The sequence below is a fragment of the Microbacterium sp. R1 genome (assembly GCF_015159725.1).
Taxonomy (GTDB): Bacteria; Actinomycetota; Actinomycetes; order Actinomycetales; family Microbacteriaceae; genus Microbacterium; species Microbacterium oxydans.
In genome coordinates this window covers 205,287-227,031 of the sequence record NZ_JADDUD010000001.1, presented here as the reverse complement: position 1 = coordinate 227,031, position 21,745 = coordinate 205,287, and the positions used below count along the sequence as shown (strand labels likewise).

At 66.9% G+C, this 21,745-nt stretch carries 28 protein-coding genes; 3 read left to right on the top strand and 25 right to left on the bottom strand.

The annotated features are described in order from the left end of the window. Positions 1 to 170 precede the first annotated feature (170 nt). The gene (locus tag ILP86_RS19980) at positions 171 to 419 is read right to left on the bottom strand and encodes a DUF3263 domain-containing protein (protein ID WP_147805342.1); all 249 of its coding nucleotides are present in this window, start codon (positions 417 to 419) and stop codon (positions 171 to 173) included. Between the two features lie 365 nt (positions 420 to 784). Here ILP86_RS19980 and ILP86_RS01110 point away from each other — a divergent pair, with 365 nt between their 5' ends. Next, a complete protein-coding gene (locus ILP86_RS01110) occupies positions 785 to 997 on the top strand; it encodes a hypothetical protein (protein WP_147805344.1) in 213 nt (70 codons plus the stop codon). Positions 998 to 1,125: 128 nt separating this feature from the next. On the opposite strand, the gene ILP86_RS01105 is transcribed toward ILP86_RS01110, so the two are convergent. From ILP86_RS01105 to ILP86_RS01070, 8 genes are all read right to left on the bottom strand, one after another. Further along, complete coding sequence (locus ILP86_RS01105) at positions 1,126 to 1,992, bottom strand: DNA adenine methylase (protein ID WP_193761182.1); 867 nt, start codon at positions 1,990 to 1,992, stop codon at positions 1,126 to 1,128. A 17-nt stretch (positions 1,993 to 2,009) separates the two neighbouring features. Next, on the bottom strand, positions 2,010 to 3,494 hold the full coding sequence (locus tag ILP86_RS19850; RefSeq protein ID WP_193761181.1) for a hypothetical protein: 1,485 nt from the start codon (positions 3,492 to 3,494) through the stop codon (positions 2,010 to 2,012). 126 nt (positions 3,495 to 3,620) lie between these two features. Continuing rightward, the gene (locus tag ILP86_RS01095) at positions 3,621 to 4,121 is read right to left on the bottom strand and encodes a holin (protein ID WP_187254693.1); all 501 of its coding nucleotides are present in this window, start codon (positions 4,119 to 4,121) and stop codon (positions 3,621 to 3,623) included. Continuing rightward, the gene (locus ILP86_RS01090; RefSeq protein WP_147805346.1) at positions 4,118 to 4,501 is read right to left on the bottom strand and encodes a hypothetical protein; all 384 of its coding nucleotides are present in this window, start codon (positions 4,499 to 4,501) and stop codon (positions 4,118 to 4,120) included. The genes ILP86_RS01095 and ILP86_RS01090 overlap by 4 nt, the downstream gene beginning before the upstream one ends. After that, on the bottom strand, positions 4,501 to 4,953 hold the full coding sequence (locus ILP86_RS01085) for a hypothetical protein (protein WP_147805345.1): 453 nt from the start codon (positions 4,951 to 4,953) through the stop codon (positions 4,501 to 4,503). The genes ILP86_RS01090 and ILP86_RS01085 overlap by 1 nt, the downstream gene beginning before the upstream one ends. Beyond that, a complete protein-coding gene (locus tag ILP86_RS01080; protein ID WP_193761180.1) occupies positions 4,953 to 5,810 on the bottom strand; it encodes a hypothetical protein in 858 nt (285 codons plus the stop codon). The genes ILP86_RS01085 and ILP86_RS01080 overlap by 1 nt, the downstream gene beginning before the upstream one ends. Positions 5,811 to 5,854: 44 nt before the next feature. Next, a complete protein-coding gene (locus tag ILP86_RS01075; protein WP_193761179.1) occupies positions 5,855 to 7,288 on the bottom strand; it encodes a hypothetical protein in 1,434 nt (477 codons plus the stop codon). After that, positions 7,288 to 7,743, bottom strand: a complete 456-nt coding sequence (locus ILP86_RS01070) for a hypothetical protein (protein ID WP_193761178.1) — start codon at positions 7,741 to 7,743, stop codon at positions 7,288 to 7,290. The genes ILP86_RS01075 and ILP86_RS01070 overlap by 1 nt, the downstream gene beginning before the upstream one ends. A gap of 75 nt (positions 7,744 to 7,818) precedes the next feature. Between ILP86_RS01070 and ILP86_RS01065 the strand changes: the two genes are divergently transcribed. Both ILP86_RS01065 and ILP86_RS01060 read left to right on the top strand, forming a co-directional pair. Next, the gene (locus tag ILP86_RS01065; RefSeq protein ID WP_147805355.1) at positions 7,819 to 8,004 is read left to right on the top strand and encodes a hypothetical protein; all 186 of its coding nucleotides are present in this window, start codon (positions 7,819 to 7,821) and stop codon (positions 8,002 to 8,004) included. Beyond that, a complete protein-coding gene (locus tag ILP86_RS01060) occupies positions 8,001 to 8,444 on the top strand; it encodes a DUF732 domain-containing protein (protein ID WP_147805356.1) in 444 nt (147 codons plus the stop codon). The genes ILP86_RS01065 and ILP86_RS01060 overlap by 4 nt, the downstream gene beginning before the upstream one ends. Here the strand turns inward: ILP86_RS01060 and ILP86_RS01055 are convergent. The 16 genes from ILP86_RS01055 to ILP86_RS00980 form a co-directional block, all read right to left on the bottom strand. Beyond that, complete coding sequence (locus tag ILP86_RS01055) at positions 8,441 to 9,163, bottom strand: polymer-forming cytoskeletal protein (protein ID WP_147805357.1); 723 nt, start codon at positions 9,161 to 9,163, stop codon at positions 8,441 to 8,443. The genes ILP86_RS01060 and ILP86_RS01055 overlap by 4 nt on opposite strands. After that, positions 9,153 to 10,223 (bottom strand): hypothetical protein, encoded by a 1,071-nt coding sequence (locus tag ILP86_RS01050; protein ID WP_193761177.1) that lies wholly within the window; start codon positions 10,221 to 10,223, stop codon positions 9,153 to 9,155. Before ILP86_RS01050 ends, ILP86_RS01055 begins: the two co-directional genes overlap by 11 nt. Positions 10,224 to 10,237: 14 nt before the next feature. After that, positions 10,238 to 11,008, bottom strand: a complete 771-nt coding sequence (locus ILP86_RS01045; protein WP_193761176.1) for a hypothetical protein — start codon at positions 11,006 to 11,008, stop codon at positions 10,238 to 10,240. Positions 11,009 to 11,019: 11 nt separating this feature from the next. After that, entirely contained in the window at positions 11,020 to 14,352 is a 3,333-nt protein-coding gene (locus ILP86_RS01040; RefSeq protein WP_193761175.1) for a tape measure protein, read from the bottom strand. Positions 14,353 to 14,367: 15 nt separating this feature from the next. Beyond that, the gene (locus tag ILP86_RS01035; protein WP_147805364.1) at positions 14,368 to 14,730 is read right to left on the bottom strand and encodes a hypothetical protein; all 363 of its coding nucleotides are present in this window, start codon (positions 14,728 to 14,730) and stop codon (positions 14,368 to 14,370) included. Further along, positions 14,727 to 15,107, bottom strand: a complete 381-nt coding sequence (locus ILP86_RS01030; protein ID WP_147805363.1) for a hypothetical protein — start codon at positions 15,105 to 15,107, stop codon at positions 14,727 to 14,729. The genes ILP86_RS01035 and ILP86_RS01030 overlap by 4 nt, the downstream gene beginning before the upstream one ends. A gap of 92 nt (positions 15,108 to 15,199) precedes the next feature. Then, positions 15,200 to 15,970, bottom strand: coding sequence for a hypothetical protein (locus ILP86_RS01025; RefSeq protein ID WP_193761174.1), 771 nt, complete (start codon positions 15,968 to 15,970; stop codon positions 15,200 to 15,202). Between the two features lie 100 nt (positions 15,971 to 16,070). Next, positions 16,071 to 16,481, bottom strand: coding sequence for a hypothetical protein (locus tag ILP86_RS01020; RefSeq protein WP_227750882.1), 411 nt, complete (start codon positions 16,479 to 16,481; stop codon positions 16,071 to 16,073). A gap of 5 nt (positions 16,482 to 16,486) precedes the next feature. Then, entirely contained in the window at positions 16,487 to 16,777 is a 291-nt protein-coding gene (locus ILP86_RS01015) for an HK97 gp10 family phage protein (RefSeq protein WP_147805378.1), read from the bottom strand. 15 nt (positions 16,778 to 16,792) lie between these two features. After that, on the bottom strand, positions 16,793 to 17,188 hold the full coding sequence (locus ILP86_RS01010; protein ID WP_147805379.1) for a hypothetical protein: 396 nt from the start codon (positions 17,186 to 17,188) through the stop codon (positions 16,793 to 16,795). Continuing rightward, positions 17,188 to 17,712: a hypothetical protein gene (locus ILP86_RS01005; RefSeq protein ID WP_193761172.1), complete on the bottom strand. Its 525-nt coding sequence runs from the start codon at positions 17,710 to 17,712 to the stop codon at positions 17,188 to 17,190. Before ILP86_RS01005 ends, ILP86_RS01010 begins: the two co-directional genes overlap by 1 nt. A 19-nt stretch (positions 17,713 to 17,731) precedes the next feature. Beyond that, on the bottom strand, positions 17,732 to 18,160 hold the full coding sequence (locus ILP86_RS01000; protein ID WP_147805373.1) for a hypothetical protein: 429 nt from the start codon (positions 18,158 to 18,160) through the stop codon (positions 17,732 to 17,734). Then, positions 18,157 to 19,401, bottom strand: coding sequence for a phage major capsid protein (locus tag ILP86_RS00995; RefSeq protein WP_058632177.1), 1,245 nt, complete (start codon positions 19,399 to 19,401; stop codon positions 18,157 to 18,159). The genes ILP86_RS01000 and ILP86_RS00995 overlap by 4 nt, the downstream gene beginning before the upstream one ends. Continuing rightward, positions 19,398 to 20,105 carry an HK97 family phage prohead protease gene (locus tag ILP86_RS00990; protein WP_187254699.1) on the bottom strand — a complete coding sequence of 236 codons (708 nt, stop codon included), beginning with the start codon at positions 20,103 to 20,105 and terminating at the stop codon, positions 19,398 to 19,400. Before ILP86_RS00990 ends, ILP86_RS00995 begins: the two co-directional genes overlap by 4 nt. Next, positions 20,083 to 21,555: a phage portal protein gene (locus tag ILP86_RS00985; protein ID WP_193761171.1), complete on the bottom strand. Its 1,473-nt coding sequence runs from the start codon at positions 21,553 to 21,555 to the stop codon at positions 20,083 to 20,085. The genes ILP86_RS00990 and ILP86_RS00985 overlap by 23 nt, the downstream gene beginning before the upstream one ends. After that, a complete protein-coding gene (locus ILP86_RS00980; protein WP_147805339.1) occupies positions 21,555 to 21,740 on the bottom strand; it encodes a hypothetical protein in 186 nt (61 codons plus the stop codon). Before ILP86_RS00980 ends, ILP86_RS00985 begins: the two co-directional genes overlap by 1 nt. Positions 21,741 to 21,745: the final 5 nt, after the last annotated feature.

Sequence of the window (21,745 nt, the reverse complement as noted above, 5' to 3'; positions counted from 1 at the left end):
TCCTCGGATGCGGGTACGGGGCTGTAGTTCAATGGTAGAACTTCTGCTACACCTCATACCCGTCACCGGCTGTCACTCACCGTCACACCCCGCATGATTCCGCGGGTTTTTACAACTGGTGACAGCACGTGACATCTTCAAAAACCGCGAGTAAACCGCGAGCAGTGCCGCTACGCCGCTGACCGACGCTCGCGCACACGCGCGCTTCGCTCTCGCCGCTCGCGCACCCGTCGCGCGGTGAACGGGTCAGCGGCGATGCCATCCCGAGACGCCGCCGCCCGAAGCAACAGGACGGTGTATCGGACCGGCGAGATCCGCAGCTGTGTACGTATGAGCTCGTCGCGTGCCGGCGACGACGTCGGGTAGGCAGCTTCGAAAGCGAGGAGGTCGGCGGGCGTCACGGTCAACGATCCTGCCATCGACCACCGACAGCGGTGTCCGACGTGGCGACGTAACCCTGGGGCAACGCTCTCCGCGTACCGCGACAAGCAATCGCAAGCGCGATCGATCCTCGAAGCAGCGAAGCAAGGCCCGCTGCAGTCTCTCACCGCTCGCGAGATGGACGTGCGCGAGCAGCCAATGACGATCTACCCGCGGCCGAAACGCGTCCGCGCGTGGGTGAGGTTCGGCCCCGAGGCGGTACGTGTCGACGCCAGGCTCGTCCGCTCCACACCGATCGCGGCAGGGATCGAGTTCCGCGCTGAAGATCAGACGTTTCGGTGCTGGGTGTGGGGCAGCGCGGTCCAGCTCGACGACCGTTCCGAGTAGCGGTACCGTCGTGGTCATGGAACTGGATGACCCGAACCTCCCGGCCTCTGCGAACAGGTGGCTCCTCGCGACGTCCGATCAGGTCCAGGCCCTCGCCATGCAATGGCATGACGACCCCGAAGCCGCGAACATCTCCGACATCGTCGACACGATGCTCGCGATCACCGAAGGGCAAGCCCGAATCATCGCCGCCCTCGACATGCGGATCCAAGACCTCGAGAAGCGCTGATCCGGCTACCCGACGCTCGACGACGTCCACGGCCGCGCGTAGGGTCGCTGCCATCCGGAGAGCATCGCCCCACTGCACGGGCCCGTCGCCGACGTGTCGACGCCGCCCGGTATCGGCCACGGCGTCTCTCAGGCAGACTGAGCAACCTCGACGCGTTGCATGTTCGGGAATGCAACAGCGAGTCCGCGCGACGTCGCGAGAAGCTCGGTGCCCGTCCGCTTCACCGCCGCCGAGTAGCGGATCGAGTATCGATAGAGGGGCTGAGATTGATACAGGTCGGCGATGGTGTCGGCATCGTCGTACGTCAACAACCATGGATTCTTGAGCCCAAGAACGCGCTGCGAAAGGAGGTTGTGATCGTCGTCCTCGAAGTAGTTCGAGTACAGTCCGCGCCCCTTGACGAAGTAGGGGGGATCTACGAAAAACAGCGTTGACTCATCGCGCTGGTCGTGATCTCTGAGAAAGTCGCGCCCGTCTTGCCGAGACAGCTCGATCTGGGCTCGATACTTCCAAATTCTCTCGACCTTCTGTCGAAGGTTGTCGCGGTTGAATCTGCAATCGAGCAGATAGTTCCCGGTTTGGGATAGGCCTCCGATCACGCCCCCCTTGATCACACCTGAGCGATTGGTCCGATTCAGAAACAATGCCGAGAAGCCGAGCGTCACCGGGTCGCGGATATCTCCCTCGAAGTAGATCGATCGCTGAGCATGCCACTCATCGATCGTGATCGGCGTTGATGAGATCCTCGACACGAAGTCCGAGTTCTCGTTCAGAATCGACCACCACATCGAGTAGATCGCGGGGTCTAGATCATTGAGCGCGATGCGGTGCACGTGCCGCCCGTAGAGGAGAGACAGAGCAAGACCGCCGCCGCCTGCGTAGGGCTCCGCGTAGCGGTGCCCTCTCAGCCCGTTGCGGTCGATCACATCGACAACGGCGTCAAACAGAGCGCTCTTTCCTCCGGGATAGCGGAGGGGTGAATCAGTGATCGGCACGAGTGCAACGTTAGCGACTAGAGGCCTGCTTGGCCAGCGCCGCTCTCGACGAACGCGAAGATACGACGGGTGACTGGCAGCAGCGTGTCCCACTCCGCCACAAGCGTGCTCCACGCCGGGATAGCAGCCCCGTGTGCCGCAGCACCCAACGCTGCGGGGCTGAGTACCTGACCGGGGTTCTGCGCACTGCGCTGCAGTGCGTTGAGCGCATTCTTTTCGGCGCGAGTGAGATCGCTCCATGCTTCGATCACCTTGACGATCTCGAGGACTTTTACGTGAAGCTTGGAGTCGGCCTTTCCAACGCACGTTCGGTGCCAGAAATCCAGGTACAAGCCCTCCAACAGCACGCGCGCGACAACAGCGGCAGCCAAAGGCGTGTTGCGGGTGATCCGGGAGAGCTCGTAGATGACGTGTCTGCGCACCGGGTCGTTGGTCGCGGTGGCGAAGGTCCCGCCGTCCACCAAGCTCCAGCGGCTCGCAGGTGGCGCAGGCTTGGGTACCGGAGGCACCGCCTCCCCCGGTTCGTCCGCGGCACCGGCAGCACCGTTGCCTGCACCCGCAGCGCTAGGCGCTGGTCCGTCCGCGCCACGCGTCGTCGACGATGACGCGGTCGATCCGCTCGAGTCTTCAGTAGGGCCATCCGAGGACCTTTCCCCCGAGATATCGGATGAGCTTCCATCTGGGGCGTCCGATGAGCTCTCTACAGGATCCTCCGCCAGAACTGGATCTTGGAGCTGGTCACGGACCCAATTCTCGATGTCCTTCGCGGACATCCTGGAATGGACTGTCGGTTCTGCGGCGAACAGCCCCCAAAGGAAGATGCGCAGTCGCTCTTTGAAGAGCTCTGGCGTGAGGTCTGTCACGTACTCGGGATCGCTCGCGCCGGTCGAGATCCGCAGGTACTCTCGGCGGAAGGAAACTCGGTCCGAGAATCGACGAACCGTCGTCACAACCCGCTTCTGGCGCTGCTCGGGAGTGATCAGATTCTGCGCCAACCCATCGTCCAGAAGCTTCAGAGCGAGAGCGTTCCCTGACTCCCCGAAGTGACGGTCTTTCGCAGCCGGCGACCACTGGCGCAGCCCGCGCCCGGCGAGCGCACCTTGGTGCCGCCGCTCGAGCCACGGATCAGCCTCGTCGCGCGAATCGAATACTGCGATGTCGATGTCTACCGAGCCGGGATCCCATCCTTCTGCCGCTGCCCGTACTCGCGCACGATACTTCGCAGGAGCCAGGTCAGGGTCGTTCAGTAGGATCAGAGAGCATAGGCGTCGGTTACCTTCGATAGCGATCAGCAGCTCGCCGTCACGGATCGCCCCAAAGCGGTCGAAGGGATTCAAAGACCGCATCTCGGCAATGTCCTGAAGAAGCGGCAAGACGTCCTCGTTCGCTGCCAGGTAGTTGATGATGTCCTGCTGCTGGGACTTCGGTTCGTGACGCGGATTCTGTTCATCCAGCCGGAGTTTCCAAAGGTCTCCGCCACTCAGCGTGGTCTTCTCGATCACGGACATCCCCCAAGGTCAGCAGTTTGCAATGACTCTAGCGCAGGTGCGAATTCCCCGTAGGCCGGCCACGAAACCGCGAAAGCCCCCGCCCAGCCGAAGCTGAGCGGGGGCTCTGCGGAGAATACGTCAGGATCGATCGTGGGTTTTGCTGATCTGCGCTCGGTCGTCGACTTCGAGCGTGCCCGGAATACCGCTCCGGGTCTCGAAGGTGAAGTTCTGCACGATCGCCTTCGGCGCGGCGGGGTCAGCGGGCAGCGTTGCGAGGATGAGTCGGAGTAGCGAGATGAACGCTGCTCCGAGCGCGGCCTGCAGCACGACGGCCCAGTCGACGTCCGTCAGGAAGACGGCGCCGGTGAGGCCGGCAGCGAGCGCCTGTCCGAAGGTCTTCGCGACGCGCTCGAGCGCGGCGAGCCACCAGGGCAGGTCGACGCCCTCGGACTCGGGCAGCCCGAACAGCGACGTCGCGAAGGACAGGATCGCGCCGACGGCTGCGGCGGACGCGGCCATGAGCCACGGCACGGCCGCGAGCTCGACGGCAGCGATGTACGGGATGGCGATGGCGATCGCGGTGTAGAGCGCACGGAGGACCGCGGCCTTCCACCAGGCGGGACTTGTGAGCTTGCTCATGGTGCGGATTCTCCTTCGGGGCGGGGGTGGTGCTTTCGCAGCCAGGTGGGAGGGATGGTGTCTTCAATCAGTGCGATGTCGGACGGGTCGAGGTCGGGCCCGTGGTCGGACGGCCACTGGCGGGCGATGGCCCGCAGGATGCGGGCGAAGGCGGACGACTTGAGTCGGTCCTTCTCGGTGAGGGTCGCGACGTCAGCCTTCAACGCCGTGATCTCCGTCCACGCACCTTCGAGCTGCTCGCTCACCCGCTTGTCGATCCGAGCATCGAGCGCGGTCTTCGCATCGGTCTTCGTCTTCCCGCGGGTTGCGAAGAAGGTCAGCACGGCGCCGAGCGCGAGCGCGGCGGCACCGATCATCGCGATGACGGTCTGGGGGTCCACTAGGCGTCCCCCTCTCGCCGTTCCTTGATCTCCTCGCCGAGAAGCGTCAGCCGGAAGATGGGGAGCGGCAGCGCGAGCGTGATGACGAACGCGACGAACCCGGCGGATGCAGCAGGGTTCGCCCGGAACAGCACGACGGCAGCGGCGTAGGCGGCGAGGAGCGCGACGAGCAGCGCCTTCCCGCAGATCTCCCACCGCCACAGGCGCGGAAAGGCGACGCCCAACAGGCAGACCGCCGCGACCAACGTCAGCAGCACGCCCATGGCGTCGATGACCGGCTCGTCGAAGAGCTCGTGCAGCACGGGCGAACCGAACAGCGCCGCCCATATCCCGGCGCCGATCGCGATCAGGTCGTACGCCGGCAGCCAGACACGCTTCAGCGATCGGTACTTCCACTCGTCGGGAGGTATCGCATCCGGGTGCCAAATCGACGCCCGCCACAAGCCGCGCATCACTTCGCCGTCGCGAGTTGCTTGACGTACTTCGCGGTCTCGGCCGATGTGACCTGGACGGAGCCGACCGTCGAGCGCACAGCGTTGAGAGCCGACCAGAGGTTGCCGGCCTTGATGCTGCCGTCGAGCGGGTCGCGCACGACCATCGAGCCGCCCCGGATGTCCCAGATATGCAGGTCGCACGCGTAGGTGCGGAGCACCGAGGGCAGGCGGTCGATCGGGATGTCGGTCCAGCTGTCGTCGGCGGTGACGACGTTCTTCTGCCACTCGAGGTCGTCGGCACCGATCAGGTGGCGGAAGTATCCGTTCCCGATGATGGCGTGGTGCTTGACGCCCGCGCCGTCGGTGATGCGTGCAGCGATCATGTCGTCCTCCTCGGGGACTGCGGTGATGGGTGACGAACCGCCAGCGGATGCCGACGAGTCGATGTGTCCGAGCGGACCCCAGAAGGTCCAGTGCCAGAGCTCGCGGAAGTTCTCGCCCTCGCGCGTGATGTTGTGCTTCTTCGCGAGCACCTTCGCCCGGCGCGCAGCCGGGGTGTCGGAGTTGTACGGCCACTTCAGATCGTTCGACCTGCGGGCCTCGTGATTGCTCGTCCGAGGCGGTGCGACGGTGTCGGGGTGGATCTGGAACCACTTCCGGCCCTCCCACCACCGATACCCGTACACCTTGCGGTTGCCCGGCGTGAGCGTCATACGCTCGTACCAGATCCGCTCCTGGTCTTCGGATTCTCGGTCGCCCGAGATCGACACCATCGCCGGGTGGCCTTCGCGCACGAGCTCATTCGAAAGCGCCTCGAACGCCGCACGGGTGCCCGCGGCGCGGTTGTAGGCGCCGGCGGCGAAACTGATCGACATACGGTCCTCCTTAACGACGAAGCCCCCAACCGGACGGTGAGGGTTCAGGCTGTGGTGCTGTCCGTGATGAGGCCGATCCCTGCCATCTGGGTCAGCAACGACGTCAGCGCCGCGTTGCCGCCTCGTGAGCCCGTCACGGTCCGCTTCCCGATCGCATCGAGGTCCAGGGTGATGACGCTGGTGCCGGATCGGGCGGTGCCCGTGTTCACTCCGTACTGGTTCGCGATGAACGCAGCGCCAGACACGTTGGCGCCCAGGGTGACGCCGTTGCGTTGCTGACCTCCGCCCGAGAAGTTCCCGATGAAGCGCAGCGCGGTCGAGGTCCCGACCGGGGCGATATTCAGTCCGTCACCTGTCGTCGTGGCGCCGTTCTCCTTGAACGTGCACGCCGTAAACGCGAGCTCGTCGTAGACCGCGGTGAACCCGACTCCGTGCTGGCCGTTGCCCTGCATCGTGACGTTGGTGAACTTCGCGTTCCGCAGCTTCCGGGTGTCGTGCCGAACGCCGACAAGGTTCCGTGATGCGGACCCGCCGATCATCTGGAAGTCCTGCGACTCCGTGAGCCGCACACCCGCGACCGCGTTGCCATCGAGGTTGCACGCGGTCAGGATCACATCGCCCTGGTACACCGTGCGCGCCTCGACAAGTACCTCGAGGTATCCGTGCCCCGCGTTGCCGGTCATCGTGCAACCGATGAACCGCACGTTCCGAATCAGCTGGTTGGGGTTGTTCGGTTCGACGTCCACGCCAGATTCCGGCGCGGTGCCCGCGGTGTTGATGAACCGGGAGGACGTCGCCACGAGCCCATCGACAGCGATGATCGACATTCCCTGACGGTGGTTGCCGTCGCAGGTCACGTTGAACAGGCTCACATCCGTGCAGTGCGAGATCGCGCCACCGACGTAGATCCCGTCGCCCTTGGAGTTGTCCGATCGCAGATCCCAGAGCTTCACGTCATGGGTGTCATCCATGATGATGTTGTGTCGCCACTCCGTCGCGGGAGCGTAGGCCGCCTTGTTGCCGTCCAGTGCTCCGGAGTGGATCCTCACCCCGGTCTTGCCGGTCAGGTTGAGCATCCCACCCGATCCGGTCGGTCCGCGCTTGATCGTCGAACCGTTCAGGTCCAGTCGAGTCCCGGACGGAACCACCACCGTGCTGTCCACGAGCACCGTCGAGTCTTCGCGGAGCACCACGCCCAACCCGAATGTCGCGGCCTTGGTCAGCAGCGCTTCGAGAGCGGCAGCGTCGTTCGTCGTTCCGTCGCCCACAACGCCATGCGCTGTCGCGTGCAGCGTTGCCCCGTACCGCGCATCGAGCGCCTCCTGGGTGGCCGAGGTTCCCTCTGTGGAAACGTAGCCGGCCACTGCGTCATCGGCAGGGACGGCGCCCGGGCCCGGAAGACCCTGCACCCCCTGATCGCCCTTGTCCCCCTTGTCGCCTTTGAGGTTCGAAATCAGCCTGAGCTCGTATCCGGCCATCACGCGCTCCTTTCGACCACGAAGAGGTCGTTGCTTATCGGGTCGTACACGAAGTCACTGGGACTGGAGCCCACTGGCGCCGGATCCTCGGCGCCGGGCACGATCCACACAAACCACGGCGCGGGATCGGGGCGATACTTGCTTGCGAAATCACCAGGCGAATCGACATAGAGTCGCCCTGGCAGCCGATCAACGGACCTGAAATTCCCGGCCTCATCGAGCCACTTGATCACGACCGCGTACCAGACCTCCGGGCTGATGAGCGTCGTCAGCTCCAGGTCCGCTGTCCATGTACCAGTCGAAGGCGCTGGCTCCACGGTTACGACCCGAGACGCGTAAAGCACTCCGGCACCCGCGCGGACCCCTGGCCCTGACGGATGGAACTCGATGACTGGGTGCCGCGTCGTCATGGCCTTGCGCTCGTAGTCCGCGAGGATGCCGGTGATGAGAGCCATTGCTCCTCCAAACACGATGCGCCCGGGAGGGCGTGATGATTGACGAACTAGTGGTAACTGGGTTACTGTTCGTGAATGGATGAAATCCGGTCAGAGCTCGAAGCCCTCGCAGACGAGGCGTCGACGTTCGTCGACCGACGCGACGCGGCCGTGATCCGCGCCCGCGAGCAAGGACTCACGTGGGACGAGATCGGCCGCATCCTCGGCATGACCCCGCACGGGCTCCGCAAAGCCCTGAACAAGCGACAGGAACAGTCATGAAGCGCCCCGCCGTCGCCGCCGTCGCGGCCGTTCTCCTACTTGCACTTGCTGGCTGTGCTGACGGCGGAAACGCCGCCACCGAAACGGATCGCTCCAGCCAAAGGACCGCAGAAGACGCGCCAACCGGAACACCCGAACCGCTCGCCGCGGAGTCCCCCACCACTTCACCGTCGAGTTCTGCGGAACTCGACGCGAGATTCCTGGACGTGGTGCGCGGCGAACTTCTCCCCGGATCGGGCATCACGAACGCGACGGACGAGCAGCTAATCGCCGCAGGCCATGACGGATGCGAGCAGGTGAAGGCAGGCGTGCCACTCGAGCAGATTCGCCTCGTGGACGGAGAGCAGCCCACTTCCACCGGGTACTACATGGATACGTCCGCGATCTTCTTCGGCGCTCAGCAGGTGTACTGCCCCGAGACGATCGAGACCATCGACTAGGTCACGACGCGATACAGATTTCCTGAAGCGTCAGCGTAGACGGTTCCCACCGTCGCGTTGTTGGCGGATGACCGCGAGATGGTGGGGAGCCCTACCAGGCGGAATCCGCTCGCGTTCACCTCGATCCACCGCGCACCACCGGCGCTCACTTTCGCGAGCCCGGGACTGAGCTCGACAGACGCCCCGTTGAGGGCACCGCTGTACAACGACAGAGCCGTTCCGGAGGCGTAGACCTCTGGGCCACCGGCGAACTTCACCGAGCCGCCCCGCGTCGTCGGGTCCAAGGTCATGCTGCCTACAGTGATCTTTCCCGCGTTGGACACGCGAAGCTCAGACATCAGGGTGAGGATGCCCGTGATGTCGACGTCCCCGGTGATGCTGCCGTGGCCGTTGAGGTGCCACTCGCCGATCTGCGTCCACTCGCCCGTCGCCGAGACGTTGCCCGCGATCGTCACGTTGCCCGTGATCGTGCCGTTGCCCTCGAGCGTCCACGGACCCGTGACCTTGAAGTTCCCGGTCACGGTGGTCGTGCCGTCGATCGACAGGGTGCCCACGATGACGACGGAGCCACCAGAGTCGACGCGCAGCGTTCCGCCGATGATGCGGAGTCGCCCGTTCGTGATCGACGCGTTCTCGAGTGGTGCGCCGGATTCGAGGCGGTCGATGCGGCGGATGATCCGCTGCAGCCACCCCCAGGCGTCTGACAGGTCACGAAGCACTCTGCACCTCCACGCGGATCTGGTTGCTGAACGACCCCGAGCAGGCGATCACGCGCAGCGTGTGCGGGCCGTCGGGAAAGACGACGTGGCCGGAGGACTCGAGGATCCATCCGCGGCCGACGGTGGCGAGGGTGGCGGGGAACTCGTCGTCGGCGGTGAAGGACCCGACGCGCCACTGCACGATCGGGTTTCGTGCGGCCGCGAACCATGCGTTCGTCGCGCCCTGCAGCTGCGCCCCGGTGAGGTCAGGGAACGTGCGCTTAGCGTCCCGGATGGGGATCGAGTACGGCCCGCTGCCGGCCCATGCGACGGGCTGATCCTGGCCGCTTCCTGAGCCGACGCCCTGGCCGCCGGTGAGCTGGTCGGCTCCGTTGACCTTGTATCCGACGCCGCCGAGCGGGGACGTCTCGGCTTGCAAGTGGAAGCTGCTGGACCCGACGCTCACCTTCGCGGCGACGAGGGTCTCGTATCGCAGTTGGCGACCGGCGGTGAGGTACGGGCGAAGCACGATCTCGTAGCCGAGCTCTTCGATCTGGGTGAGCAGATCCTCGATCGTCAGCTTCTTCCAGTACTCCCAGGTGGCGGAGATCGTGCCGGCCCCGTCGGCGGGCAGGTCGATCGGATAGTTCCATTCCGCCGACCACTGCATGAACCGGGCGAGGATCGCACGAACAGCGCCGCTGGCGGATCGGTTCGTGATCGCTAGGGTGCCGAGCTCGTAGCCGCTCAGCCCGTACGTCATCCGCCACTTCGTCTCACTGCGGAGCTGCACACCCGTGACGGTGAGCGTGCCGGCGTCTTCGTCGTAGTCCCAATCGTCGATCTTCCATGCGCCGACGACAGCGGTGTCACCCCATCGCAGAGACAGGGACCTGCTGTTCGGCGTGAACAGCCGGTCGATCTCTGAACGGGTGAGGCCGGTCTCACCGTCGAGGACCTTGAACGCGAAGGAGCACTCCCCCGTGCCGGTGAGGTTCATGGACCACGATGGGTCACCGGCAGCCCACGCCCTGCCGAGCTCGTTGCCGGTGATCGACTCGTGAGACCAGAGAGTCCACATCGGCTCGCCTCCGATCAGACGTAGGTGTCGGGGATCTTCACCCGCCCGGGGGCCGAGAGGGTGAACGGGGTGCTGCGTCCGGGTGGCGCGGTCCACAGGTCGCCGCGCCCGACGCCGACCATCTCGACGCCGTTGCGGTAGACGCGGCCGCGGCGCAGGTCCACGGTGTGCGTGCCGCCGGCTGTCGCTCCGGTGACGGTGAACGTGCGGCCTGCGGACGAGATGGCGTACGTGGTCGGTGCGGCGGGGATCTCGATGACCGGGAAAGCCGGGAAGTTGCCGTAGTGGGCGGCCGCGATAGACGTTGCGGTCCCGGTCTTCGGGAAGATGCCGGTCTCGCCGTAGCGGCGAGGGTCAGCGAACACGAGCTGCAGCTGGAAGTCGGCGCGCAATACGCGGCCCACCCACTCGCCGCGGTCGCTCACCTCCGCTGCCGTCCGCCGGGCCAGAGCCCACCGGGTGGCCCCGCGGTGGTCGATCGTGACGGACTGCTGTTCGCCGGTCGCGCCAAGGCCGGTGAGCCGGTCGCACTGTTCCTGCAAGAGTTCGGGGTCAGCGGCGAGGGCCATCCCGTCGATGGTGACGACGCGGGCGGGAAGGTAGACGGGGAGGTCGTGCTCACCGTGCTCGACTGCGCGGGCGAGCGCCTCACGACGCCCGGCCGGCAGGCCCTCCCATCCCTGGAAGCCGTCCTTCCTGACGTATAGCCCCCAAGGTTTGGCGAGGTCATGTGGACGGCCGAGGATCTCTCGACCGTCCACATGAATCTCGAGCAGCTGCTTCATGATCTCTCCTGTCAGCCGCGTGTACGGCTGGCGAGCGAGGCGAGCTTCTGGCCCGCCATCTCCACAGCCACCGCCGGATCCTCACTACCGAAGTTGTTGTTCTGCACGATCGGCGGCGTCGGTGCGCCCGGCTCGCCACCGGAGCCGCCCCTGCGCCGTGCTGTCTCCTCGGCCTCGACCGTCGCCGATGCGGAGGTCATGGTGACCTGTGCCCGCTTCGACGCCGACGCGGCCGCGTCGACGAGCGCGTCACCGAACCCGCCCGCTTCGTCCTTCGCGCCCGCGTTGAATTGCTCCAACGTGGCCGCGCCGGACTCTTTCAGTCGCCGCCATCCGGACCCGGAGAGCGGGCCGCGCTTGGCGGGCGAGTGCGGGAAGAAGTCGGTGATCGTTCCGACGATGTCGCCCACGGCGTCGCCGAGAGAGCCGAGCATGCTGAACAGGCCGTCGATGATGCCCTTGATGATCTGCGCGCCGAGGTCGAGCCAGTCGACCCCTGCGAGCCCGTCCCAGATCGCGGAGATGATCTGCGGGAGCATCGCGATGATCTGCGGGATCGCCTTGACGAGCCCGGTGATGAGCGAGACGACAAGCTGGATGCCGGCCTCGATCAGCTGCGGGAGCATCGTCAGCAGCCCGGTGACGAGCTGCAGCACGAGTTCGATCGCGGCGGTGATCAGCTGCGGGAGTGCGTTGATCAGCCCGGTGATCAGGGAGAGCAGCAGTTGGATGCCGGCCTCGATGATCAGGGGCAGGTTCTCGATGATCGCGGTCAGCAGACCGGTGACCAGGTCGAGGGCTGCCTCCAGCAGCATCGGCAGTGCGGTGATGATGCCCTGGATGAGCGCCATCAGCAGCTCGATGCCGCCCTGGATGATCTGCGGCAGTGCGCCGATGATCGCCGTGAGCAGCCCGCCGATGAGGGACAGGGCCGCTTGGATGAGCATCGGCACCGCGGTGATGATGCCCCCGATGAGGGTGGTCACCAGGGTGATCGCGGCGTCGACGATCATCGGCAGGTTCGACACGACGGCGTCGATGAGCCCGGTCACGAGCGCGAGAGCGCCATCGACCAACAGCGGCACGGCCTGGACGATGCCGGTGATCAGCGATCCGACGATCGCCCCTGCTGCGGTGATCAGCTGCGGGATCGCACCGACGATGCCCCCGATGATCCCGGGGACGACGGCGACGACCTGGTCGACGAGCCCGGGCAGGGCTGCGACGATCTGATCGACGATCCCGGTGATCCCAGAAGCGAGGCCCGAGAAGTCTCCACCCGAGAGGGCGAGACCGGCGAGCCCGGCGGCGGCGATCCCGAGGGGACCGCCGAGAGCGGCCAGCGGCCCGGTAAGGCCTCCGAGCATCGACCCGACCAGCGGGAGGCGCGAGAGCACCCCGGCGAGACCACCGGCACCGAGAGCGGCGAACGCGGCTCCCAGCGGGGCGAGCACCCCGGTGAGGTTCCCCAGCCCGAAGTCGGCAAGGGTGGCGCCCTCCCCCACCCTGGTGAACAGGTTGGTGACCCAGTCCATCGCCGGGCCGACCACGCGCAGCAGCACGTCACCGAACGCCTTGGCGCGTTCCTCGATGGGACCGAGCGCGGACGTCGCGGCGGCGATCAGCGGACCGATCTTGCCGTAGATGCCCTCGAGCGCATTCGCACCGATACGGCCCATCGCGGCGAGGAAGTTCTTCGCCGCCCCGGGGACGGTCTTGCCCATCTCGGCCGCGACCGTGCCGGCTGCGGCTTCGGCGGCCTTCGAGAACGTCTCGAAGTCGACCTTGCCCTCGGAGGCCATCTTGAAGACCTCGCCCGCGGTGACCCCCATCTGGTCGGCGAGTGCCTGGTAGATCGGGATACCGCGGTCGGCGAGCTGGCTGATGACGTCGTTCTGGACACCGTTGGCCTGCGTGGCGGCCTTGTTGAAGATAGAGCCCATCTCCTCCATCGAGATCCCCGCCGCGGAGGCGTTGTTCGCGATGTTCTTGAGGTGGGACTGCAGCTGCTGGCCGGGCTTGATGTTCGCCGCGACCGCGGAAGCGGCGACGGTCGCCGCCTCCCCGAGCCCGAAGCTCGTGCCACGGACAGACGCGAGAGCGTCGCCCATGATGTTCTTCACCGAGTCGGCGTCGTTTCCGAGGCCGGTCAGTTTCGCGCGTGCGGTGTCGATTGCGGCGAGGCGACTGAAACCCTTGGTGAAGGCGACAGCGATGCCCGCGGCGGCAACGGTGACTGTGCCGGTGGCGGCAGACTGAATGCCGTGGCCGAGGGCTTGCCCTGCGGCAGACGCGGCACGGCCAGCGGCACCGACGACGCTCGTGAACGCGGACGCGGCCGCGGGTCCGAGGCGGGCCAGTCCGGAGCCGAACGCGGCGGTCAGCTGCCGGGCGGCGGGGCCACCGATCGCGGCGATCTTCGAGAACGCCCCGCGCACCTGCGTGGTGACGGGGCTCAGCCACGTCGCCACCCGGGAGCCGAGCTTCACGAACGGGGACGCCATGAGCGTCGCCTGCGCAGCGAGGTAACCGGTCAATGGACCGAACGCACCACGCACGGTCGCACCGACTGTGCCCAGCCACGCCCGGGACGCCGACCAGGCGCCCGCGAGCCGCCCGCCGACCTGCGTCGCGAGGGACACGAACGCGCGCGAGGATGCGAGAGCAGCGTTCTTCGCGATCGTGCCGAGGCGGGTCAGCCCCGACACGTCAGAGACGGCGTGCAGCAGCCCACCGATCGATCCGGCGACGCCCGTGAATGCGGACTGCGCGGCCTGGGCGTCGGTCCATCCGGCGCGGAGGTTCTGTAGCATGCCGCGCATCGACGACGACGACCGTGCAGTCGAAGCGGCGAGCTCGGCGGTCGCGGCGCGGACGGCCGTCTGTGCGGCGGCGAGGCGGAGCGAGGCGGCCGAGACGGCGTCCGCCGCGGCGGAGTGCGTGCGGCGCACCGCGGCGAGGCGCTCCTCGGCGGCGATCGCCTGCGAGGAGTTCGCGCCGGACTTGGCGATCGCCTCCTGCAGGCGCACCTCGGCGACCCGGACCCGACCGGCCTCATCCTGCTGCTTGATGCGGGCCTTCGACAGTGCGCCCGACGCGGACGCGACCTCAGCGTTCAGCTTGCGCATCGCGTCCGCGCCGAGACCGGCCGCCGAAGAGTTCAGTGCCGACTTCAGGTCACGGCCGAGCGTCCGCCCCACGGCGGTGCCAGCCTTCTTGAAGCCACCCTCGAAGGTCTTCGCGCCGGCTGCCCCTGCGGCCTGCGTCTCCTTGGTGACGCGGGACTTGAACCCGGTCATCACCGGGAAGATCGACACGTGACCGGAACCGACCTCGGAGGACATCAGCACCCCCTCGGGTCAGTCGGCGAACACGAGGCCCGCTTCCATGTCGGCCTGTGCCGCGGCGACCTCCGCCGCGTCAGCGGTGGGCGCAGTGCGCCGCGGGTCCGGGAGGACCCAGGGCACGAGCTTCTTCGACGCCTTCGGGCCGAGCTCGGCGATCAGAGACAGCAGCTGACGGGTAGTCGCGGGGTACGACCACCCGGCGAGCTTCGCGCCCAAGTGCGTGCCGGGATCGGCGGACGCCTCCTCGAGGAGGTCGCGCGCTTCTCCCCAGGTGAGCCCGTCGCCCAGGTCAGAGATTCCTACACTGAACGTCTCGCGCAGCGTGCGCACGACGCTTCCCCGGTGCTCTCGGATGACCCGGGCGACGGCGATCATTCCGGGAAGGCCGCCTGCTGGACGCGCTGCAGCACCCGGAAGTACTTCTCGGCGAGGATCGCGCCCTCGACCATGTCTCGGGACGAGAACTCGGCCGCGAGCTGCTCGCCGCCGACCTTCTTGATGATGCTCTTGAACTGGTCGATCGGTGTGGCCCCGCTGGCCTGCATCTCGTCGACCTCGTCGAGAGTGAGGGTGAGCGGCACCTCGACGATCGTGCCGTCGCCGAGGCGGCCGATGAAGCGCTTCTCGACGATGATGTACTTCACCTCGGGGACGGCCGCGGCGATCGCCTTCTCCTCGGCATCCTCCGACCAGTTGTCGAAGTCGTACGCGGGCGCGGCCGCAGCTGCGGTCTTGCTCTTGGGTGTTGCCATGATGGTCTCCTTGTCGGGTCATCGGGTGGTGTCGGGTGGGTGTGAGAGTGGCTGGTCGGGATGACCCGACGACATCCCGACCAGCCGGTCTGTCAGGCCGCAGCTCCCGCGGCCCAGCTGTCGCCGTCCCAGTGCGCCTGCGAGGCGTTGCCGAGGACGACGTACTGACCCGTCGTCCATGCGGTCGTCTCGCCGAGCGCGCCGAGCGCCTGCAGCGCGGCGAGCGTCGCCGGTGCGGCGGCTCCCGCGGGCGTGAACGATCCGGGCGTGCCCGCGATGACGCCGGTGGCCGGGACGGATCCGGGAACCGCGGGACCCCACTGCCAGAACGGTGCGCCGTTGAACAGCTCGTCCTCCTGCCACGTGAACGTCACCGCGATGCCCTCGACCTCGCCGCGGGTCTGCTGGTCGGGCTCGACGGCCGTAACCGACGCGACACCGACCTGCCGCTTCTCGAGCCCGCCCCGGTAACGGGTGACGACGTAGAGGATGAAGCGGTTGCCGGGCAGCGAGGACGAGACCTCGATCACGCCGTTCTCGTCGGGCTCGGCGCCCTCGGTGAGCGCCATGACGGCGGCGTTCTGCTCGGCGAGGTTGATGACGACGGCTCGGGTGCCCTCACCAGCGAGCGTGTAGCCCTTCTGGAAGAACTCGATCGCGTCGCCGGTCTCACGCGACGGGGCCGGGCCGCCGTCGACCTTGTACAGGCCGAGGCGGCGGGCGGCGGCGGGGAGCACGAGCGGGCTCGCGCCGAGGGTGGCCTTGTCGATGACGTTCGCGATCGCGACGGGTGCGAACGCGCCCATGCCGGTGATCGGAACGCCAACGGCGTCGAGGTCGTTGCCCTGGGAATCGGCAGTCATGGGTGTTCTCCTTCACATGAAGAAGGCTCCGCATATGCGGAGCCGGTGGGTGGGAACGGTCACGTCGACTGCCGACGTATCCGCGTATCGGGTGAGTGGCTCACCAGGAGCCTTCGACGACGTACTGCGCGGTCATGTACTGCCGCGCGACGTCGAGTTCTTCGGTGACCGCGTAGGGCCCGTTACATCCGTCGAAGTCGACCCTCGCGATGGGGCTGCCGGCGGCGAGCGGGAGCGCGTCGTCAAACAGCACGGAGGCGAGCCAGAGAGCGAGGTCGACGATGGGGGTCGGGACGTTCTTCGATCCGCCGAGCACGGATGCACCGATCGAGCGGTCGAATGTCGTCCAGTCCAGGCGCGAGCCGGGGTCGACTCGTATCACGATCAGCGGTCGCGGAATTGGGAGCGCGAGGTCCTCGGGTTCGGCTCCGACGACGTCGACGTCGAAGCCGTCGGCCGCGGCCGCATCCGACACGTAGCTCATGAGCCAGGTGACGAGCTCGGGCGGCATCACCCTCATCGCTTCGCTGCCTTGAGTCCGCGGGCCATCGTGCCGGTCTTCGACTCGATGAGCAGAGTCTTGTCATCCGATCCGACGACGCGCGTCACGCGCCGGTACCGGGATTCGCGGTGCTCGATGTGGAGCCCCTCGACGTATGCCTCGGTGTCCCGGGGTGCGTCAGCCTGCATGTTCGTGAGTGCCTTCTCGGCGACCGAGTCGACGAGGCGCTCCACTCGTGGCTGTCGCAGCACGGTCTCGAAGAATCCCTCGTTGAATTCGACCTCGGTGTCGCCGCTGCGAGCCATGAGAACTCCGTTCAGTCAGCCGACCGCGCGGGTCAGCGGGATCTCACGCGGCGGCATCCACCCGGTGAACGGATTCGTATCGGCCGCCGGCGGGATACCGTCGATGGTGTAGATCGGGGCGCCATCCGCGCCATCGCGGATACGGTCCCCCTTCTGCACGTCGAAGGCGCCGTCACAGAACAGCGACTTCGCCTCGACAGCCTGCTGGCGGCTGGCGTCGCCGAGCAGTGACGTCGAAGTCTGCGCGACGAACGCACCCTCGATAGGCAAGATGTCGGGGTTGGTCCAGTCGCCGCGCACCTCGCGGTTGGTGGTGCGATCGCGCACCATGCCAGCGCGGAGCCGGTAGACGGTGTGGCCGTGTGGCATGCGGTTCTGCTCCGGTGCGGCAAGGTTATCGAGCCAGCTCATCAGGGTTCACCGGCAAGGGCGTAGGGGGCGAGCGTGGCCTTCTCCGAGGCGAGGAGCGGGAGGCTGAGGGGTGCGCCGTCGGTGCCGAGCGCGTAGCGGACACCGGCAGGGCCGAGGTTCTGCTGCGCGATGTTGGCCCCAGACGCTGCGGCACGCTTAGTCAAGGTGACGATCAGCGCGGCGACGTCGGGGACGTCTTCGATCGAAAACCCATGCTCGAGGGTGACCTCGATGGATCCGACGTCGGTCGACCATCCCGCCGGGAGGGTGAGGATCCCGGCGCGGCGAGAGTAACGGACGCGAGCGGTGACGTCTTCGCCGTCGTTCAGAACGCGGATGACGGCGTGGACCCGCAGGGACGGCAGGAGCAGGCGAGTGCCGCCCCTGCCGTCCAGGATGAGAGTTTCAGTGATCACCGGCGCGACGTGCCATCCGCATTCGCGACGCACAGCGGCGTTCGCCGCGCGGAGCCAGAACGCGGGGTCGACTTGCGTCTGGGCGGTCACGATTGCGGGGATCGTCATGCCAGTCACCACCTCTCGGTTACTTCGTCGAGTCGGACTTGCGTCCGCGGCCGCCCTTGGCGGTGTCGGGCTCGCGGACCTTCGTGACCTCGGGCTCGACGACCTTTGTCGCCGTCCCGTCGGACTCGTCCGCACCCGGCGCGACCTCGTCCGGATCCGCGCCTGTGGGCGCGGTCTCGGCGTTGCGTCGCTCCTCGAGCTCGCGTTCGAAGTCGGCGCGGCGCTTCTCGAGCTCCGCGACCAGCTCGGCCTCGCGCTTCGCGCGAGTCGCGTCGAGCTCGGCCTGCAGCTCGGCGCGGGCCTTCTCGGCTTCGGCCTGCGCCCACGCGTCGGTGTCCTGGACGGGCACCTTCGCCTGGACGGCGTTGCCTGCGGTCACGACGTCGACACGGTTCGCGTCCTTCTTCGTGTAGCGCACGTTGTCCTTCACGATGATCTCGCCCATCATGCACCAGCCGTGAGGTCGAGCACCGCCAGCTTCGCGGGCTGCCGGAACAGCTGCAGGCCGCGAAGCTCAGCCCGGACGTACACGAGGTTGCGCTGCGCGTAGTCCTTGTGCTGGTTGAACGCGAGGATCGACAGCGCCTCGTAGACGAGGAACTGGAACGCTCGGAAGTCGCCCATGATGGCCTGGCCCACCGGGACCGCGGACGACGTGACCCGGGGCACAGCCCAGAGGTTCGTCGGCCCGGCGGTGAACGGGCCACCGCTGTAGTAGCGACCTTCCAGATCCTTGAGCAGGTCGAGCGCCTCGTCGTCCTCCGGGTTGAGGAGGATGGCCTGCGGAGTCGTGTTCGACGTCTCGCTCAGCAGGGTCTTCGCCTTGCGCACCGTGGTGATGACGTCGGTCGCGAATGCCTGCTGCAGCACACCGGTGGTGTTCAGGATGCCGTTGGGCTCGTCGGCCGCGTCGTCACCGGCGAGGATGACGCGCTCGATCTCGTCGCGAAGGTTCTGCGTCAGGATGCCGTTGACGAGCGACGCGAGAGCGCCGTCGTCGTTGAGCTCCTGCTGCGTCGCCTCGATGCCGTCGGCGTACGTGTGCGCCTTGGCGTCGGCCGTGCGGGTCTGCAGGTCGGAGATCGGCTTGAGGTTCGCGGCCGTGTTGTTGGTGCGAGCCTCGGGCACGATCGCGGCGTTGTTGGTCACCGAGATCAGCTGTCGATACTGCAGCCAGGGGGCGTCGGTGGTGCCGACCGTGATCAGGTCGAGGAGCGTGTTCGGCTTCCGGTAGGTGACATCCTCGATGCCCGGCAGGCGGGTCGGCGTTGTGTCGCCGTTGTCGACCGTGTTCAGCGGTGCCTTGATGGCGCGCATCGAGGCCTTCTTCGACGCGACTCCGCGGGCCTCGATCTGGATCGGGGTGCCCTTGGCGACACCCTTCGGGTGACGCTCGCGGAACGCCTTCAGCGCCTCCGAGCCGACGAACGCATCGCCGACCGACTCCGCCGCAGTGCCGCGCCCCTTGCGCGCCTCGCGCTCAGTAGCGGGAGCTTCGTCCTCGACCTCGATCGCGGACTTGAGCGCTTCGGCGGCCTCCTCCTGCGCCTTGATCTTGGTCTGGGTGTCCTCGATCTCCGAACGGAGAACGGGCACACGGGCGACGTCCTCCTCGGAGAGATCGGCGCCCTTCTTCGACAGCTCGGCGGCCTCTGCGAGCAGGGCCTTGAGCTTCTCCTTCAGGTTCATGCGTTTGCTCCTTCCGGCCCTGCGGCCAGCGTTGTGAGAGTGAGCAGCGCGGCAGCCTTCTGCTGCGCTGCCAGGAAAGCCGCCGAGGCTTCGGCGTCTTCGTCGGCTTCGCCGGGGTTCGGCTCCGCATCCGTCGGGTCGTCATCGCCGGACGGAGTGTCGGCGGTGGCTTCTTCGTCGGTCGTCGCCGCGATGAGCTCGGCGGCTGACTTCACGTCGATGAGGCGCGTCTCGGGGTTGGCGCCACGCAGGACGAGGGAGATCTCGACGAGCTCGAAGATCCAGACTTGCCAGACCGTCCGGCCGTCCTTCTCGACGCGCTTGATGCCGTCGGAGGGCTCGAACCCGCCGATCGAGAACTCCTTGATCCGCCGGGACTTCAGCAGCCGGAACGCCTTCGCCGACGTCGGGTCGTCCATGTCGAACTGCATGGTCACGACCAGGCCCTCGTCGGTCTCCTCGCCCGTGGCTTCCGCCAGGTGGGCGTCCATGACGCCCCACTGGTGATTCCAGAGGATCGGGATCGGGTCGTCGCCGAACTCCTCGAGGGACTTCGCGAACGCTCCCGGCATGATCTCCTCGTCGTACGAGTCGACCACCCCGAATGCGCTCACGAGAGCTGTCACCGTTCCTGCGTCGGCGTCCGCCGCTTTGACCGATACCGCGAGACTCTTGCGAGCCTCACGCACTGCTGGTGCTGCCACCGTCGCCACCTCCTGACTTCTCGTCGTCTCGCACCGTCACCGGCAGAAGACCGCTGTGCTCGATCGGGTCCAGGCCCACGGCCTCGAGCGCTTTCTCCGGAAGAAACCCGGATCGAATGAGACCGTTCGCCGCGGCGATGAGCTTCACCAGCTCGTCGACGGTGAAGGCTCCGACCTTCGCTGCCTCGATTGCGAGGGGCTGCGCGGTCCCACCGCCGCCGGCGGTGGTGCCGTCCTGCGGGGACGCCTGGCCGCCGACGAGAACGTTCAGCGGCGTGATCAGCTCGTCCGTGCCGTCGAGCTTCGGGAGGTTCTGCATCCCGCGGCCCTCGGCTCGCGTCATCCAGGGACCGCCCACGGCTGCGGACATCACCTTCGCCTGCTCGAGCAGCGACCCGTTGATCGCGGTCTGCCGGTCGAGCTCGGCGTAGAACTGCTCGCCGGACAGTGCCGGGACGAGCTCGGCGTTGAACGCCTGCTCGAACTCCTCGAAGTGGGGGCCGAGCGCGGGGCCGAACAGCATCTGCCGGAATGCGCTGATGTTGGAGAAGGTTCCCTCGCGGGCGCCGACGAGTTCGGGGGCGATGTAGAACGCGGACGCGACCTCGGCATCGGTGAGCTTGCGCCCTTCGATGTCCATCGCGTCTTTCGGGAGGACCTTGTTCGACCAGTCCTCCCACTCCATCCCGTCCTCGAAGATCGGCGCGCCGCCGGCCTTGCTGTCGCGGAAGTCTCGAAACGACTGCACCCAGCGGTTGCGCGCTTCGGGTTCCCACTTCGGGGCGTTGGCGGGGCGCTTGATGATGCCGGAGAACTTCGGCCGCTCCTCCCACAGCTTCGACCGCCACTCGACGGCGTTGGTCTGCTCGCGCAGGATCGCGTCGAGAGTGGTCAGCGGGGAGATTCCGTCGCCAGACCATGCGTCCCAGCCCGTGCCGACTGCGAGAGGTAACGGGGTGAGGTCGACCGTCCGTCCGCCGACGTTGTATCCGACGAACTCGATCTCGTCCATCGCGTTCGATTCGATGACGAGAGACCGCGGCGGCACACGGTGGGGAATGCCGGTGTCCGGGTCGAGGACGACCGCCCACCGGTCCGATAGGCACTTGTCGATCGTGAGCCGGTACATGAGCTGGTATCCGGTGCGGAACCGCTGCGGCTGACGTAGGCGGCGCTCGGCCAGGGACGCCGAGGCGCGCCGGCGATCATCGTCCTCGAGACGCTCGAAGACCTTCCACGGCACTGAGGCGACGTTGCGGGCGATGAACCCGACGACCTTCCGCACCGAGGGCTGTGTCTTCCACGCCTTCTCGGGTGTGAGCTTTGGTGCGTTGCGTGCGGCACGAAGCGGGATGCCTGGGTCCGGGGTCTCGAACACGGTGCGCGTGGCGCTGACGCCGGTGAGCGGGTCGATCTTTACGAGCTCGTTCGAGACGTTGAAGCTGACCATCAGGCGGTCACCTGCACAGTGAGGACGCTGCGCGCGTAGACGATGACCAGGCCGGGCACCTCGCCGAGGTGGGTCGAGACCTCGACGAGGTGGATGCGACCGGGCCACGCAAGCCGCGTGCGGCCGGAGAGGACCGATCCGTCGGCGAGTGAGACGGTGACCTTACGTCCAGGCATGAACCACATGAGCG